At 47.1% G+C, this 17,194-nt stretch carries 15 protein-coding genes; 7 read left to right on the forward strand and 8 right to left on the reverse strand.

Annotation, left to right across the window (positions count from 1 at the left end; all coding sequences use genetic code 11):
- Nucleotides 1-939, forward strand: a complete 939-nt coding sequence (locus S7335_RS16275; protein WP_006456872.1) for a hypothetical protein — start codon at nt 1-3, stop codon at nt 937-939.
- Between the two features lie 34 nt (nt 940-973).
- Here S7335_RS16275 and S7335_RS16280 read toward each other — a convergent pair whose 3' ends face one another.
- Both S7335_RS16280 and rpiA read right to left on the reverse strand, forming a co-directional pair.
- Nucleotides 974-2,458: a VanZ family protein gene (locus S7335_RS16280; protein ID WP_038016410.1), complete on the reverse strand. Its 1,485-nt coding sequence runs from the start codon at nt 2,456-2,458 to the stop codon at nt 974-976.
- A 1-nt stretch (nt 2,459) separates the two neighbouring features.
- Complete coding sequence (gene rpiA / locus S7335_RS16285; protein ID WP_006455162.1) at nt 2,460-3,158, reverse strand: ribose-5-phosphate isomerase RpiA; 699 nt, start codon at nt 3,156-3,158, stop codon at nt 2,460-2,462.
- Between the two features lie 67 nt (nt 3,159-3,225).
- On the opposite strand from rpiA, the gene S7335_RS16290 reads away from it, so the two are divergent.
- The 3 genes from S7335_RS16290 (at nt 3,226) to S7335_RS16300 (ending at nt 6,780) form a co-directional block, all read left to right on the forward strand.
- A complete protein-coding gene (locus tag S7335_RS16290) occupies nt 3,226-4,125 on the forward strand; it encodes an alpha/beta fold hydrolase (protein ID WP_006454880.1) in 900 nt (299 codons plus the stop codon).
- Between the two features lie 1,153 nt (nt 4,126-5,278).
- Entirely contained in the window at nt 5,279-5,908 is a 630-nt protein-coding gene (locus S7335_RS16295; protein WP_006453459.1) for a sigma-70 family RNA polymerase sigma factor, read from the forward strand.
- Nucleotides 5,905-6,780 carry an anti-sigma factor domain-containing protein gene (locus tag S7335_RS16300; RefSeq protein WP_006455668.1) on the forward strand — a complete coding sequence of 292 codons (876 nt, stop codon included), beginning with the start codon at nt 5,905-5,907 and terminating at the stop codon, nt 6,778-6,780. Before S7335_RS16295 ends, S7335_RS16300 begins: the two co-directional genes overlap by 4 nt.
- A 193-nt stretch (nt 6,781-6,973) precedes the next feature.
- On the opposite strand, the gene S7335_RS16305 is transcribed toward S7335_RS16300, so the two are convergent.
- The 3 genes from S7335_RS16305 to S7335_RS16315 form a co-directional block, all read right to left on the reverse strand.
- Nucleotides 6,974-7,291, reverse strand: coding sequence for a hypothetical protein (locus S7335_RS16305; protein WP_006456849.1), 318 nt, complete (start codon nt 7,289-7,291; stop codon nt 6,974-6,976).
- 139 nt (nt 7,292-7,430) lie between these two features.
- The gene (locus S7335_RS16310) at nt 7,431-8,567 is read right to left on the reverse strand and encodes a cell wall metabolism sensor histidine kinase WalK (protein WP_006455444.1); all 1,137 of its coding nucleotides are present in this window, start codon (nt 8,565-8,567) and stop codon (nt 7,431-7,433) included.
- 73 nt (nt 8,568-8,640) lie between these two features.
- Nucleotides 8,641-9,429, reverse strand: coding sequence for a response regulator (locus tag S7335_RS16315; protein ID WP_006457018.1), 789 nt, complete (start codon nt 9,427-9,429; stop codon nt 8,641-8,643).
- Between the two features lie 149 nt (nt 9,430-9,578).
- Between S7335_RS16315 and S7335_RS16320 the strand changes: the two genes are divergently transcribed.
- Nucleotides 9,579-12,134, forward strand: coding sequence for a hypothetical protein (locus S7335_RS16320; RefSeq protein WP_006454288.1), 2,556 nt, complete (start codon nt 9,579-9,581; stop codon nt 12,132-12,134).
- Between the two features lies 1 nt (nt 12,135).
- Here S7335_RS16320 and S7335_RS16325 read toward each other — a convergent pair whose 3' ends face one another.
- Complete coding sequence (locus S7335_RS16325) at nt 12,136-13,392, reverse strand: FIST N-terminal domain-containing protein (protein ID WP_006454178.1); 1,257 nt, start codon at nt 13,390-13,392, stop codon at nt 12,136-12,138.
- Between the two features lie 238 nt (nt 13,393-13,630).
- Here S7335_RS16325 and S7335_RS16330 point away from each other — a divergent pair, with 238 nt between their 5' ends.
- Nucleotides 13,631-13,855, forward strand: a complete 225-nt coding sequence (locus S7335_RS16330) for a Calvin cycle protein CP12 (RefSeq protein ID WP_006453737.1) — start codon at nt 13,631-13,633, stop codon at nt 13,853-13,855.
- A 332-nt stretch (nt 13,856-14,187) separates the two neighbouring features.
- Here S7335_RS16330 and S7335_RS16335 read toward each other — a convergent pair whose 3' ends face one another.
- Nucleotides 14,188-14,883, reverse strand: coding sequence for a DUF1997 domain-containing protein (locus S7335_RS16335; RefSeq protein ID WP_006455260.1), 696 nt, complete (start codon nt 14,881-14,883; stop codon nt 14,188-14,190).
- Nucleotides 14,884-15,336: 453 nt separating this feature from the next.
- On the opposite strand from S7335_RS16335, the gene S7335_RS16340 reads away from it, so the two are divergent.
- On the forward strand, nt 15,337-15,996 hold the full coding sequence (locus S7335_RS16340; protein WP_006456242.1) for an SDR family oxidoreductase: 660 nt from the start codon (nt 15,337-15,339) through the stop codon (nt 15,994-15,996).
- A gap of 4 nt (nt 15,997-16,000) precedes the next feature.
- Here S7335_RS16340 and S7335_RS16345 read toward each other — a convergent pair whose 3' ends face one another.
- Complete coding sequence (locus S7335_RS16345; protein WP_006453810.1) at nt 16,001-17,194, reverse strand: MFS transporter; 1,194 nt, start codon at nt 17,192-17,194, stop codon at nt 16,001-16,003.

A 17,194-nucleotide genomic window follows, 5' to 3' on the forward strand; every position in this document is an offset into this window, starting at 1 on the left:
ATGAAAACAGCTCAACCCTTTAGCTATCAGTTCGCTCGCTTCGAGCAACCTGCCGACAAGTGTCTCTATCTACACTCGTTTATAGCCGACTATATCAGTCGCCATCAGCTCTTTAGAAAGGTAGAGCGCTACACCAAAATCATCGGCCTTTTTATGCGCTTCTGCAGTCCGCCAGATATCTCCTTCCAAGGACTCAACGCGATATGCATGTTTACGACGCTCTCCTTCTTCATAGATGATCAAGCTGACAAGGACAACAACTGTTATTTAGAACGCTTTCAATCAATCATCAAGGGACTAAGATCACCAGAAACCAATTCAGAAAATGCGTTGATCGAATTGCTCGATTTTGCTGATAGATTATCTGGACGCGCCCAAATGAACAGCGATTCATTCCGACAGCATCTTCTCAACTATATCGCTGCGCAACAGTGGGAAAGAGAACGTATCAGCCGTTCACCAAGTGACTTTAGCCTAGAAGGGTATTACCAGTATCGGCCTGATGCGATCGCCCTATTTCCTTATCTAGCTCTACTCAAGCTATCAGAGAAAATAGACGAGCTACGGTTTCACCCCCTACAAAGATCACAGCTACTGTTCTTAGAGCAACTTGCTGCCAAAATTGCTTATCTCGATAACGATATCTGTTCCTGGCAATCTGAACGGACAGAGCCGACAGCGCTGAACCTAGTCAAAGTGTTGAAAGAAGAGTCATTGCTTAGTTGGGAAAAGAGTCTTCAAGAAGTCACCAGAATTCGCAATTCGACAGTAGAACGATATGTTCACAATCGCGACCAGCTTTTGCAAGAAGCCGACAGCATAGAACTGAGAAACTACTTCAGTATGCTCGAGTGCAGCGTTACGGGAAACTATGAAGCCATGCAGCATCTTAAGCAACAGCAGCTGCGCTATGAGCCAGCGGAGTTAGTTACCGTTTAGTGGTGGTAGAAGGGAATCTAAGCTATCTAGCCAATTAAGAAGATCTTCTTTTTATTGACTGCCAAAGCGAGCTGAATGCGTGAATCAGAATTGCTAGCAGAAAGAAACAGATTGCCCAATAGATAGCACTAGATAGCTGAGATGGCGTAGAGGCATCTGCCCGGACTTGCCAGTACTTCGTCTTAGTAGCTCGAAAGATGTTTAGTCCTGTCCATAGCCAGGTTCGTCTAGGAGAAAGATTGAGCTGATGAACCTGTGATAGATCATCGACATAAACCGTAAGAAGCGGATTTTGGTAGGTGACGACCACATTGCGAGGAATCAAAATATCCTCTGACTCAAACACGCCTGGAATGACAAACTCTGGCCAGATGCCATTACGTCCTGTCCAAGCCGTGGCTAGCTGAAATATCAGGGCCGAGCCGTTTTGGCCTAGAGTAAAGTTTCGATCGTGGTTATTCAGTGAAAGGGAGATAATTCTTGCCGGGCCAAACTGCTCAACTTTGGTGGAGCTTACTTGAGCAGTGAGGGTAAATGCATCGTTCCGCTTTAATGCTGCAGTTAGCTCGCTAGGAGCCGTTTTGGTAATGAGCCAGCGTTTAGGACTAACAGAAACACTTTCGCGCTGATTGCTAGTAGGTGCCGATGAGCTTTTCCATACGAGCAGCGGCAGAGATTGAGGCGATCGCACAATTTCTCCTTGAGCGAATCGATAGTTGCCCACCGTGCTTGCCATCGGGGTTCCTTTTTCTAAGAAAGATTCAATCTCTCGCTCAGAAGCTACCCGGTCAGATAGCGAAAGGCTGCTGATCTCTCCTCGCCAAGGACGACCCCCCGATACCTCATTACCAACCGTCAGATAGTAGAACTCTTCCCAAGACTGTAGCGATGTGGCGTGATGCGGAAAAAACAACAGAAAAGCCAGTAGGCATAGCGCGATCGCTGCCCTTACTAACGGTAGAGACAGTCCCTTTCGCCACTGCCGAGCATAAACTATCAGCCATCCGCCTAGTACGCCGCCAACTGTATTAGATAGCAGATCGTACACAGAAGTGTTTCGAGAGGGAGCGAATAGCTGTAACAGCTCTACCCCCAACGATACGCAAAAGCTAAATACCAGCAACCGTATAAAAATCGTATGTTGGTTACGCCGGTAGTTACGCTCTGGGCTGACAGACTGTTGGTTAAGTACCTGGCCAGATCGATGCCAGGCGTAGCTGTGTTCCTTCCACAAGTATCCTAGACCGAATCCAAGCGGCATAAAAAAGAGAATATTCTGGAACGCATCAACCCAAAACGCGCGGTCTAGCGACGGCTTTTGAAACAAGCCTGCTAACCGCGCTTGGGCTGTCTCTATACCAACGCCAGAAAAATCAAACTCGTATGGAAAGAGCGTGCCGTGAACAACTATCGCCAAACTGAAGATGACGATGACACATCCTACCCAACGTCTATAGCGGTTGGATTTGTAGCGATTAGATTCATGGTGATCAGGCCTACGATTAGATCGATGCGCCAACTTACATACTCCGAACCGTGGCTTCACCGTCCTTCACTTCACCCACTAGCACTTCACTCGCTAGCCCTACAAACAATCCGTTTTCTAATACGCCCGGAATATTGTTGATAGTAACTTCCATCTCAGCTGGATTATCGATGCCACCAAATCTAACATCTAGTACCATATTGCCTTGGTCTGTAATCACCGGACCATCTTTTTGAATACCCATTCGCATCTCTACTTTGCCGCCTAGCTTTTCTAGTGCTCTAGTCACTGGCGAAACGGCCATGGGTAATACTTCTACTGGCAGCGCAAAAATCGTCCCAATTTTGTCACTTAGTTTAGAGCTATCCACCACAACCACGAACCGCTCAGCTAATCCATCAACCACTTTCTCTCTAGTGTGCGCCGCCCCACCGCCTTTGATTAGGTTCATTTGAGGATCCACCTCGTCTGCACCGTCGATGGCAATGTCAATATGATCTACTTCATCTAAAGTCGTTAGGGGAATGCCATGTTGCTTGGCTAGTACGGAGGCCTGAAAAGAAGTTGGAATGCCTTTAATATCTGTCAGTTCCCCAGAGGCAATGCGCTCGCCAATAAACTGAATAGCATAGGCGGTCGTCGAGCCAGTCCCTAGTCCGACGATTGTGCCAGACTTGACTTGGGCAGCCGCAGCGCGACCGACTTCTTGTTTCATTAGCTTAACGGGGTCCATGGGGTTTCTCCTACATACATGTCGGTTTATAGCATGAGTGATCGCGGGTAGGGAGTAAAGTTAAACAATGGGTTCAAGTCTATTCAATTGCGGCGATCATCTTGGAGAACAGCGGATCTGGTACTGGCGCGGCTGGCGAGTTCGCTATACCCACGTCGTTGGATCAGCGACACATTCAGACAGCTCAGATAATCCGCCATTTCTGCTGCTGCATGGCGCGGGCTCTAGTTTGGAGCAGTGGCGCGAAAATTTGCTTGAGCTGGCACGCGATCGCCCTGTATACGCGCTAGATCTTGTTGGCTTTGGCGGCTCTGAAAAAATTGCTCATACCGTTAATACGGCACTATGGACTCAACAAGTTGCTGATTTCTGGGAAACCTTCTTAGGTAGGCCAATGATTTTAACGGGACATTCGTTAGGTGCACTCGTTGCGCTGCAAACTGCCACAACCTATCCTAACCAAGTTGATAGGCTAGTCATGCTAACACTGCCTGCTGCTAGGCAAGAGCTAGGGGGTTCTGCTTCTCGAATTGGAGCGGCTGTAGAAAGGTGGTTCGCATCACCCCTGTTGATCAGACCGCTGTTTCATCTGATTCGTCAACCTTGGTTGATTCGCTTAGCCTTACGAGCGATCGCTCAACGTCCTCACAAAGTAGATAGTGGCCTAGTAGAAGGGTTTTTAAGGCCAACTAGAGACCGAGGGGCAGCTCGCATGTTTTGCTACTTAGTCAAATCCCGAACATCGGATAGCTTCAGCCCCCTTACACAAGAGATGGTCGAAAAAGTGCAAGTGCCGACGCTGCTGTTATGGGGAAAATGCGATCGCGTCATTCCCATCGACTGGGGCCGCTACGTCAATACGCTGAACGATCGGCTCTGCCTAGTTGAGATCGAAGATGCTGGCCACTTCTTCTATGACGAACTCGCTCTCGAATTTCACGACATTGTCGAACAGTGGTTGTGTTGAACAGGGCTTGATTCGATCTGCCTTTGCGGCCCCAGATAAACAACCAAGCTGAGGTGAACACAGAGGTACTTTCTCAAATTTGTGCACTCAATTTGCACACACCTTAGTGTCCGGTATAAATTTATGTAAATTAAGTATTCATAATAGTATATATTCCTAAAGAAACGCTAAGCCATGTCTTGCGGAATAGGCATGAACACCTATCAATACCGCAATATATTTCACATAAATACAACCTGGTTAAAATGATGATGTTTAAAGCGACTCAGCTCTCTTCCGGCCGCTGGGGTATTTTTAACGGTAGCCGTCTATTAGCCACTGTAGGAAGCCAGCAGGCATTGAACCTCATGAAACTTCAGCTCCCTGGCGAACTTATTTTGGTCGAAGACCAACAACACGTGAGTGACAATAGATAAATGAGCCAGGGATATCACCTTTGGCGGTCTCTTAAGACTTACCCTTCGAGACTCATATCATCAAATATAGCGGTATGCAAATATGCGCTATTGCCTAAGTGAGCTATTGCCTTGTATCTAGCACTGGCTGTGACTAAGTTTCGGGTTTTATTCTGCACTTTCTTACATCGCTACATGCGTTAGTGGTTTGAGCTATTCGTTTGTTAGAGACGTTAGGCAATAAACGTGCTAAGCCAAATGACTATAGTCTGTCTATATCCTATTGTTGTGTGGATAAGTGTTGTCATCAACAGTGATAGAAAAAGGTGGTAAAAGCTGCCGTTCAAAGCAGTTCCAATTACCTACCTAATAGGTCTGTTGCGATTCCCAAAAAAGAGAAGTGAGTTGTCTCTTTATAAGAAGGTTATTTTGGGCTATGCAGCATGAATATTGCTGCTTGCGCCTGTTCTTGCAATCAGATACACCCTTATACGTGGGCAATCTATATGCAAATAATTTATCTTCGCGTATAGCTTATCTTCGCATATACGCATTATAGATTGATTCGCGCACGTTGTTGATTAGCGCATGCATCCAACCTGATATCTCTATACGTACTATTGATGTGCATCATTTGTTTGACTTTCCAGCGCATCTGTCTATCTTTAACGGACAGGTACGTCTGTATGGCTATTCAACTGAGCGAAGGTAGTATAGGATGTTTCCACTTGAGACATCCCGCTTCTTCTTGCTCATACATGGATTCTGCCTCTCCTAATCAGCATGAACACAGTCCTCAGGCTGACTCTGCACTGTGGCAAGCTTTGTGTGCTGGTGAAAATGCAGCTTTGGGCCAGCTGTACGACCGTCATGCTGGCCTAGTTTATGGCATCAGTCTAAAGATGCTAATCAATCCTCAAGAAGCAGAAGATTTGACTCAGGATGTTTTTATAAAATTAGTGCAAAGCAAGACATATGATCCTGCACGGGGATCGTTGCGAACTTTCTTAAGCGTGCTAACGCGATCACGGGCTCTAGATCGTTTGCGATCGCGTCAGTCTGCCAGTCGTTCTCAACAAAAGTTACGGTCAGATTATACGGCCTCTTCTCGAGCGAATATCGACCCGGCTACTCAGAATGTTCTAGAAAATGAACAGGCTGAAACTGTTATGGCGGCGCTCTCTCAGCTTTCCGACGCCCAAAGGCAGGCCTTGCAGCTAGCCTACTATGACGGACTTACTCAATCGGATATTGCTTCACGTCTGAGTATTCCTCTAGGCACTGTTAAAGCCAGAACTCGGCGCGGTCTACTTCGGCTCCGAGATATTTTGGCTACTACAAAAGAGGATGAACAGACAGAGAATATGGAGGGAAGGATAGATCAATGAATACCCCAACTCCATCTGAACAACAGCTTTTGCTAGCCGGATACATTCTAGGCGATCTCGATGCAGAAGAAAGCCAGGCGTTCGAGCAACTATTGTCTAGTGATCCAACGGTTCAACAAGAACTTATAGAACTACAAAACTCTTTGGATGCCGTCTATAACCCAGAGATAACCCCACCACCTGCTTTAAAGGCATCTGTTCTAGCGGCAGTAGAGCAGTCTATTCAAACCTCAACTCCTCAGTCGCAAGCAGAAGATCAGCCCCTCTCCTCGCCTGACTCAGTATCTACAGGCCTAGCGGTTGGTAATACAGAGTCCGCAAATCCTACCAACTCATCTCGAACAGCAGTAAAGTTTCAAAGAAAGATTTTGCTTTTAGTCAGCGGATTCCTAGCTGCACTCAGCCTCTACTTAGGATCGCAAAACTACAGTCTGCGCCAGGCTGTTGAAACGCTCGAGTCTGAGAAAGCTGCTCTTGAACAAACAGATGATGCTGCTGAACTAGTCACATACTCTTTGGATACAACAGAAAATGCAACGGTAGATGAACAAACTAGTTCTGTCGAAATTTCAGTCAATAGCGATCGCCTAACAGCAGATCTAGAGGCGAGAGGGCTACCCGTACTGTCCGAAGACCAGGTATATGCACTATGGACAGTCATACCCGAAGATACGCCAGCGACCAAAGATGCTAAGAATGCTATTCTGACAGCCGTCTTTAGGGTAGACGAGGCAGGCAATCAAATCGAGGAGATTATATTACCAGCTGTATTTCGCGATCAGACTCAAATAGAAGCCATTGCGGTTACTGTAGAAAATGCCGATCAGCCTCAAGCTCACGAGTCGAGTCCTATCTTATTCCGTCAATTGTGATAGCTATCTGCTGATTATGGCTTCTGTATGATTAACGTTAATCGCTTTGCTATAGCTTCGTACACCGGCTGAACGGTATAGGAGGCAACAGGAAAGCGAGCTGTGGTACCCGTAGCATAGTCTTATCTTTCGAGTATGCGGACGGGAAGCATATAGCTTGGGTAATAAATTCTAGGGCAGAGAATTTCAGGAACTAGAGAGGCCTGAACGTGTCAAAGTGATGACGACGCTGCTGCCAAGCACGAATTGACTTAGCTTGACGGTTTGTGTGAGAACGCCCTTGTACACCCACATAAACTGATTCAGCTTCTAAAGGCGTTTCTAGGTCGCAGGCTTCCCTTTCTGGCTCAGCCTGATGACAACTGGTAAGCGGGGGTTCTTGTGTACCTCCGGTGGTCATTTCGGCTTCTAGCGTTTCTGGGTTACGACCTGACTTCTTCCTTGTCGGATGGTTCAATGGCACATGGGTCAAACAATTCATTAGTTCTTGGTCTCGGTCATTCTGATTCATAGCTTTCCTGTTACTTGTTACAGAGCAGATGTTATGGAGCAGAAATTAAAAGTCTCCGTAGAGACACTAATAAAACTGCCGTCTATGAGTTCATGATGACCGTGTAACTACTGAGTCAACTACCGTACGGCTCAGATCTTTATATATCTGAGGCGACTGGTAACGAAAAGGTGAAGGTACTACCCACCCCAATCTCACTAGTAGCGGTGATCGTACCGCCTTGAAGTTCGACTAAACGCCGGCAGATAGCCAAACCAATTCCCGATCCGCCTGAGATGCGATCGCGAGATCTATCTGCTCTCCAAAAGCGCTCAAACACGCGCGGAATATCGGTTTTCTTAATGCCTTCACCGGTATCCGAAACAGCTATCCAAACCAACTTAGCGTCGTTAGTCGCTTGCGTATAAACACGGACATTCACCTCACCAGCTTTGGTGTGGCGCAGTGCATTACTCAGTAGATTTACCAAGATCTGCTCAATTCGTGCAGGATCACCCCAAACGGGCAATAGGTCCGGCGAAAATTCAGTTGTGAGCTTGAGCTGGTCAGAATTAATTAGCTGATCGGCAAAGCGATCGCATACCTGAGTGACCAACGGCACAATATTCACTGCCTGTGGATGAATCGGCAGATAGCCAGACTCTAGCTTCGATAGCTCTTGCAAATCGTTGACTAGTCGCCGAAGTCGCTCTGTCTCGTTTGCAAGGCGATCATACGTCTCAGGTGTAGGCGAGATCGCACCGTCTGCTAGCCCTTCCAAATATCCTTTGACGATCGTCAGCGGCGTACGCAGTTCGTGGGTAAGATCGCCTACTAGCTCGCGCCGCCGTTGCTCTACGCCCTCTAAATCATCCGCCATCCGATTAAAGCTATGGCCTAAGCGGTCAAATTCGGGGATTTCTAGCGGTGGTACCCGAGAAGAAAAATCCCCCGCCGCAAACTGTTGCGTAACCGATTCCATCCGCAATAGCGGCTTTGTAATCCGCCGAGACAGCCACCAGCTCGCGCCGCCTGCACTTGCTCCTCCTAGTACAAAAGACCAGAACAGACCTCGTACCCATGCCCCTTCAAACCCCTTAAGCAGCTGACCTTTCACCTGCTGTTGAACTCTGACACCCCGCAGTTCCATCCGCTCTAGCGTCACGACAAAATATCGCGGTGTATATAGTCGGCTCACAATCGCTAGTGATGCGATCGCCACTGCTAGCACGCTCAGCTGAGAAACCAACAGCTGATTGCGTAATCCCATCTTTTTCCGACGCAAATCATCTTTCACTTAACTACTGCCAAGAGTTGTGTAGACCAATAGAACCTTTCCTAATAGAACCTTGCAACTGCTTGCAGCACACCTATTCATCCTCAAACCGATAGCCCACACCCACTACCGTCTTTACAAACGTTGGCGCAGACGGGTCTGGTTCAATCTTCTTGCGTAGCCTGGCGATATGCGTATCCACTACTCGTTCATCTCCAAAGAAGTCTTCTCCCCATAGTTTGTCAATCAGCTGACTACGGTTCCAGACCCGGCCTGGATAGCTCATGAACGTAGCTAATAAGTCAAACTCTAATGGCGTTAGCTCCAACGGTATCTGCGCTATCTCCAACTGGTTTTGAGCATTCTGTCCACTGGTATTACCTTCGGCACTGTCTTCGACCTCTAAACCTTCCTCTCTAGAGACTGATTCAACTACCTTTTGACTAGCCGTTCGTTGATCGAGATCCACTGTAAAGTGCGCTGTTTGATAGGTAGTCCTTGGCTGATGGCTACCTCTTAAACTACGCCTTAATACGGCACGAACCCTGGCTACAAGTTCTCTAGGACTAAAAGGCTTCACTATATAGTCGTCTGCGCCCGTCGATAGGCCTATAATGCGGTCCATCTCTTCCCCGCGGGCAGTCAGCATCATGATGTAAGGATCTTTAATCTCGTTTTGCTGACGGACCCTAGCACAGACCTCTAATCCATCTAAGCCTGGAATCATTAGATCTAAGATAATTAGATCTGGCTGAATCAATCTAAAACGGTCGAGCGCAGTTTTGCCATCCCGGCAAATGTGGCAGCGAAAGCCTTCTTTAGATAGATAAAGCTGAATGAGTTCGGCAATATCAGCCTCATCTTCCACAATCAATATATCCATAGTAAAGCGCCTATAACTGAGCTAGGAATCAACTAACTTCCTCTCATTTTGATAGAACTACGGTCTAATACACCAACTTTAGCTGCTACTATCTCACCAACTTCATTATCTTTGGAATCCTCGGCGTCATCTTGTGAGTGTGTCCGTTTATGCCTGCACCTACCTTCGAGACTTTATCAGCAGAACTCAACCAAGCGCTTTCTAAGCGCCACGACATTCCTTCTGAAACTACGGCTCGATGCACGCAGGGTCGCAATAAGGTGATGGTCCTTATTGAGTATCCATCCGCAGAAGGGAATGACGTCAAAAAGCTGACCGTTCAGACATTGGACTGGCTAGAAGATTATCTGCGACATTATTTCAATGTCGTTGGACTTCCTAGTGAACTTGCCGACCTATCGGCGATCGCAAATGAGGTTGTTGTACAGCTCTATTTGAAGTATCAAAACACTTCCAGCCCGTTCACGATGCGATCATTTACATGGAAGATAGAAGATGGATTCGCTGACCTATTTGGACACTCAGATTTCGATCGATCGACTTCGTTTACTACGCCCGACTACTCAAGCGTAGAAGAGCTAGATCTAACATCTGATGATCTCAGGTCTGAAGGCAATTTTGTATCAGCCTTCAGTGCTGATAGCGCGAGCGATCTATTTGCCGATCTCTCTGAGGGTATCTCACAGGAGAATCAGCAGTCTAGTGATGAGCTAATGGAGTTTTTAGTTTCAGACGAGGTGCCTACAGTGCCTTCATCAGAGCTAGATCTGCCAGCGGTCGAATTGCCAGTTAGTAGCTATCTCGAATCTGAAAGGGCGTCGGATTTTTTCGAACTTGATCAAGAAAATCTAAGTCCAAAAGCAACAGTAGATTTATTCGATTTCATGGCATCATCCGAATCAGAAGATCTCGCCCTAGAAGAACTCACCGACGAGACGCTAGGCTCTACAGCGGAATTTGAAGCAGATTTCTTTATAGAAGACTCTTTGATAGATGATGTGCTGTATGCAGATGAGTTTGTTGAAGATCAAGGACCAAAGCCTATTGACGAAGCCTCTTTGCACCCTTCAGAAGTAGGAAGCTCAACAAACATAGAGTCCATAGAAGAAGATCGTATAGAAGATAATCTGGTTGATGAACAAGAAGTCGGTTCAAAAGTTGAAGAATCAGAGCCGAAGGTATCAAAGCTTCCCGTAGTGTCTGATGAATCTGAGCTAGAAGCGTCAGAGCCTGGCACCTTACCATCTACTCAAGAAACAGAGTCAGATCTTGCACTTACAGATCTAGGTTTAAACCCATCAGAACCTGTAGCAGAATCTTCAGAACCTGTAGCAGAATCTGAAGCGCCAGAACAAGTAACAGAGTCTAAGAAACCAGAGTTCAAGAAACGTGAGTCTAGTGAAATAGCTGAACCCATTGATCCCACGGTAGAAGCTTCAATCCCTTTCAACCTATCGCTTGAAGCTTCTACCGTTAGAAGGCCAGAAGAACTCAAATTAGAAGAGAAGATAGCGCTCAACGATCCATTTTCTCAAGAAACGTCTGAAATAAACCCTACAGAAGAAACTGCTACGGACGACTTTGGGACGAAAGATTGGGCAAAAGATAATGAAAGTGACCAATTAGATCTTTCTGATCATGGCGACGATGAAACAATTCCTTTTGAATACGATGAAGCAGAGGCGCTGCCAAGTATCCGTACTAGCCTCGGTGACGCGGATGAGGGCTATTTAGAACATGACTACACCACCGAAGCGTATATCGGTGATAGCCGCGAAGCCAAAAATCGCGAAGATTACGAAGGCGATCGCGCTCAACCGACCCACTCAACCGACAAGGGCATTGCGACTGTCGAAGCAGAGCAGTGGCAGGGCAAACGGTCTTCTCAGCGCTCAGGCAAAAAAGCCTGGGCGTTTGTTGGTCTTTTGGGTATTTTGATGACTGGCATACTAGGCTTTGGGTTGACTAGACCCTGTAGCATTGGTCAGTGCGATCGCTTAGAAACAGCCAGAATAGAAAGCGATGAAGCCCTAGCTCAACTGCGCCAAGATAATTCTGCCGCGAGTATTCAAGCAGCTCAGCAAAGCATAAGACGCTCTATTCAACAGCTAGAGCCTATTCCTGTCTGGTCTAGCTATTATGACGAAGCTCAAACTGCCATCCTAGAATACGAACGACAGCTTAACGCCTTAGATCTTGTTAGTGTGGCTCAAGGTACGGCATACAGCGCTGCGGTTCAATCACAAGATCCTCCTCACTCAGCGTCTACTTGGGAAGAGATTGCCAGTCAGTGGCAAGAGGCGATCGTTGGACTATCATCCGTTCCAGACAACGGTCCGGTATACGAGCTAGCTCAGACGAAGCTAACAGAATACCGTGCCAACTTATCCACTATTCGACTAAGAGTTAGAATTGAGTCAACGGCGGAAGAGAATCTGAGTCAAGCTCAACAGTCGGCTACGCAAGCCGCTCAGAAGTCCGAGACCGCAGCGTCTGCAGAAGCTTGGGAAACGGTGGTAAAAGACTGGCAGACCGCTATCAATAGCTTACGACAGATTCCACAGGGTACACAGGCTTACTTCGAAGTGCAAGAGATCCTGCCTAAGTATGAACAGCGATTGCGTGAGGCGCGTGATCGTGCTGAAAAAGAACGGAGTGCTAGCGAACAAGGCACCCGAATTGACTCTAGTTTTATCCGAGGATAGATCAAGCAGGCTTGCAGCAGATTCCAAACACAGATGTAAATCCGTGTAGGAACGTTGAGCCCCCTACTGGTCCAATCTCGCCATTGCAGAAAAAGCCACCTACTGGCAGTGGACCTAGATACTTTTCAAACAGATCAGAATCAAAATTAGGCTCATCATAGAGTCCTTCTCCTCGTCCTGTACAGGAAAACAGCAAGGCACCTGCTGGAAGACAGCCTGTGTGAGCTTCTGCTAGCTGGTTCTCTAATCGTTCTACGCTGTAGCGGCGCAGCATTTCTTCGAGATCTTCTGCTGATGTCTGAGCGTCACGCATGTGAAATTGAACCCGCATACCCGGACGAATCTTATCTGCTACTGCGATCGCTCCGTTATTCGGATTTACTCCAACCAAGTTTCGAATTAGAAAGTCTCGGCGAGTTAGCGTCGACTTGAATCCGCTTTGCGCTACCCCAATGAATAAGGCATTTTGCATCATTACCCGCTCTTCCTCACTCATTCTCTGGAAAAGCGTCTGCAAGATTTCTAGAGGTGTCTGGGATGTCTGAGGTCTTCCAGTGTCAGCTAGCTCATCGAGTTCGAGCTTGATCATGATGTTGCGATCGCCCTCACTTACACGATACAGCTGACCAATAGGCCGGCAGCCCTGCGCCACAATTGCCTGCAGCACAATCTCACCCGATAGCGCCACGCCAACAATACCTTCTCGATAGCGCCGCTGGCCGCAAAACAGACCACTATACTTGCTAAAGCTTTCAATGCCAGCCAGTCCACCCACCTTCGTCGCTCCCGGATAAGCAAAATCTAATCCCTGAAGTAGCTCACTCGTCCCTGAAGAAAATGGGTCCGCCATCAGCACAAACCCTGGTTGCTCTGCAGGTTCAACACCGATTAGATCAACCCAAGCCTGCGGTGGGCTATCTAGATCGGGCAAATCAGCTGCCGTCAGATAAAAGCTATTAATGCTGACATCCGGTAGATGTGCCACCATCAGACTCAATGCTGGCCCAGCTTCAATTTCGGCAGGAAAACTCTCATCCATGCCGATCACGCCGCTACCGCTACAGCCTACTATCTGAGCAGTGGGTAGATGAGCCTGAAGTAATGGCATTAACCGTTCATATTCACTAGCAAACGCTACTGATACAAAAACAAGCGCAAGGTCAATCCGCCGATCTAGCTTGTCCTTTACTTCCCCAACAACCTCCTTCACAGCGGTTTCCAAAGAAACACTAGTCGAGATCGCGCTTACCCATTTCATACATGCAGGCTCCTTAAGATTAAGATTATCCTACGGGTAGAGCTTTTTACTGAAAACTGCTGACATACTATACTCATTCACCCCGTCAAACCGTTTGGATACAGCTCTATCCTTATCTTACAGGGGGTGAAGCAAGTGCTTCTTGTACTGCCATCTATGATACGGCAGTTTAAAGCAGCCAAAGCTAGAATAGAGACTGAACCAAACGTCGTTAAAACTTTACTAAACACGGTTTGCCATGAGCGATATCCAAGAAAAAATCAAGACTGAAATTGAAGCAGCCCGTGAAGCTTGCTCTGCAGACAACAATGACGCAGAAGGTTGTGCTGCCGCATGGGATGCCGTCGAAGAACTTCAAGCCGAAGCTTCTCACCAGCGTACAAAGAAGCCTGAAAAGTCACCCTTTGATCAGTATTGTGACGACAATCCTGAAGCAGATGAGTGCCGCGTCTACGACAACTAAACGATAACCAAGCTTTGACTCAGCAGATGTATTGAGCAAGTAAACGCAGCTCAATACATCTGCTGAGTCAATTAACTGACTAAGGAAAAAGGGGAAAGAGTCTTCTAGAAAAGGCTTCTTTCCCCTTTTTAGTGCGTCGGTTCCTATCGCTCTTCTACGAGCGAGCCGGTACGGCCAGTATCTTCATGGCTACTGGCTTTTCACTATGAGGATAGAGGTAAGATAAATCAGTTAAGGCCGGTCAATCACCAAAGCAACTTTCGGCAGGGCAGCGCTGTGTCTTGATTCGAATATATGAAGGACGCTTGTAGGGAGCTGACTGTAGGGATGATTCACCGTTGCCAAAAGCGTTTTTGCGAACAAGGAATAGGTAGGCCCATAGACGTATGAAACTCAGCTTGAACTTTGCGAGTCAAGCGTTTAGAGACCTGGCGAACAATTTGAGTGAGAAGCTGGTCGCCAGAGGCTTTGACTAGGTTATCTGGCAAAGCTTGTACAAAGCGGGGAACTTCTACCCAAGTAGATAGGCTAAGCTCCCACTCTACATGAGTAGTTTTTTCGACATCGATATCTTTTGGAATATCTTTGGCAGCCTCTTCGCACAGCGTCATAGAAGCATGAAAGTCGACGTCGTAGCCTTCAGGGTTGTAGCCAGGCACCGGGATGGTTTCGATGCGATAGATACCTTTTTCTTGAGGCAGTAAACGCAAACCAATCTTTGGCTCTACTACATGATTTAGGCTCTTATACTTGCCGACAGCTAGACCATAGCCATTCTTTCCGATGGGCTCTACTTCCATGGGTTGAGCACACTGAGGAAACCATTCTTGGTGAGCATCCAGATACTGCGCCACGGTAGTAGCATCTGCATACATCTCCATATGACCTATGTAGTTGCCTTGAAAATGCAAAGTGTCTTTAAAAGAAGTTACGTTCTTTTTTGAAGTTTTTTGATCTTCAATCAGACTAGCACCCGTTTCAAAAAATGGGGAGCCTGCGTGGGATGCTCCATTAGAATGAATTTGCATAGAAATGGTCACAAAAGATAAAAAACATCCGTACCAAGACCACTAGACTATCTGCCTATTTGTGTTCTATCTAACAGTACATACTGAGGGCTTTTGAAAACCTTCGTTGATTTACTGAATCAATATGACACTAGCGCTCTACTAAGACAGTGCTGATGGCTACGCTTGATCGCCCATATTACTTTGGGCGGTTTCTCTAAGAGAATTCCAAACGATAGGTTTTCTACTCTGATAAAGCAAAGTAACTAGTATGTCTTGGGATAGACTCATCTATCCCCCTTGTTTTTCCTCCAAACACCCCCAAACTAAAGATGCGCCGAGCTATCAGCTTGAGAACGTAGCTGCTCGAATAAGTGTGGTCAGCTCGACTAGAGATTCAGACCTACCTCATACGATTTGGAATCGCTATATACTTATATACTTCGCTTGTACTTAATAAGTGGGCCTTGGTAGATGAAAGCACTGGTTGCAGGTTCGACGGGAAAGACAGGTAGTCATATTGTCAAGTTGCTTCTAGAGAAGGGCATCGAAGTTCGAGCACTAGTTAGAAATCTAGACAAAGCCAACTCAGTGCTGCCAGACACAGTTGAGAAAGTCATTGGCGATGTAATGAGCCCGGAAAGTCTAACTACCGCGTTAGCAGGCTGCGATGCCTTGCTCAGTGCAACAGGCGCAGAACCCAGCTTTGATCCTACAGGCCCTTATAAGGTCGACTACGAAGGTAATAAGAACTTGGTAGATGCGGCAAAGGCAGCAGGAATTGACCAGTTTGTGATGGTGTCGTCGCTATGTGTGTCTAAGATTTTTCACCCATTGAACCTGTTTTGGGGAATCTTGTACTGGAAGCAGCAGGCAGAAGATTATTTGAAAGTGAGCGGTGTGCCGTACACGATTGTGCGCCCCGGTGGATTGAAAGATGAGGATAATGCTCAGGCGATTGTAATGTCTCCTGCCGATACACTATTTGAAGGAAGTATTCCGCGGGTGAAGGTAGCTCAGGTCTGTGTAGATGCCATCGGTCAAGACGTGGCTAAGAACAAAGTACTAGAGATAGTAACCAGCGCAGAGGCAGCAGTTCAACCAATAGAGACACTATTTGCTAGCGTTGGTTAGATTGTTAGCGTTGGTTAGAGCTGATCAGCTGGTTCTGCAGCCAAAGAACGGTAAGTAAGACAGCTAGAACCAAGGGCCAGCTAATTTGGTTAAGCATGACCCAGTCGAAGCTGTAAAAGATTTGGCCTGAAGAATAGGTGGCGATCGCCACAAAACCAAACACAATAAAATCATGTACGGCCTGTGCTTGAGCTTTTTCGTCTGAGGTATAGGTCTCAGTTAGCAAGGTAGTAGAGCCTACATACATAAAGTTCCAACCGAGTCCGAGTAGAAGCAGCGCGATCGCAAAATGCCAGAAACTAGTGCCGGCTAAGTTCAATCCCATACAGCCCAAGAGTAGCGCTGCTCCAGTCAAAATAATGCTGAGCACGCCCAACCGTTTGATCAACCAGCCGGTGATTAAAGCCGGACCAAACATGCCAAGAACATGCCACTGGATTACCGCTGCCGACTGAGAAAAACTGTGGTTTTCTGCCGACATTGCTAGCGGCGTTGCTGTCATTACAAAGGCCATCACACCATAGCTAATCGTGCTGCCAAAAGTAGCAACGCCAAACTTAGGCTGCCGCACAATCTCAAAGAGCGAACGCGAGCTAGTTTGAAGCTTTCGTCGGCTGGAATGCGGAATTTGAAGAAAGCACAGCAGCAGCGCAGAAAGTATCTGTAGCCCCAAAACAGCGACAAAAGCACCAATATAGATTTCGCTGTCGAACCAATCTTTAGAACCGTTTGCTAGCCACGGACCAAGAACAGCCGCAATGATTCCACCCGCAATTACCCATGAAATTGCCTGCGATCGCAAAGCTTCATCGGCAACATCAGCTGCTGCGAATCGATAATAGCCGACCAAGCTATTTGATAATCCTAGCAAGGCCATCGAAAGTGCAAATAGCCAGTAGCTGGTGATAGTCAGACTGTAGATGCTTAGACCCGCACCTGCTATCCCCACCAAAGAACCCAATAAAAATCCATTTCGCCTGCCAACGCGCTGCATTAGGACCGAGGCTGGAATAGTCGCGCTCATCGTGGCGACTTGCCGAATTGCCAATGGTAAGGTAGCCAACGATTTATCCGTAGCTAGCGCGTAGCCTACTAGCGCCGCTGTCGTGATCAAAACGGTATTCGTAGTCATCGCTAGCGCCTGACAAAGGGCTAAAAGGGTGACTTGAGATTTTACAGAACTCGCTACAGCTGACAC

Origin of the sequence: Synechococcus sp. PCC 7335, assembly GCF_000155595.1 — a bacterium.
Classification (GTDB): Bacteria; Cyanobacteriota; Cyanobacteriia; order Phormidesmidales; family Phormidesmidaceae; genus Phormidesmis.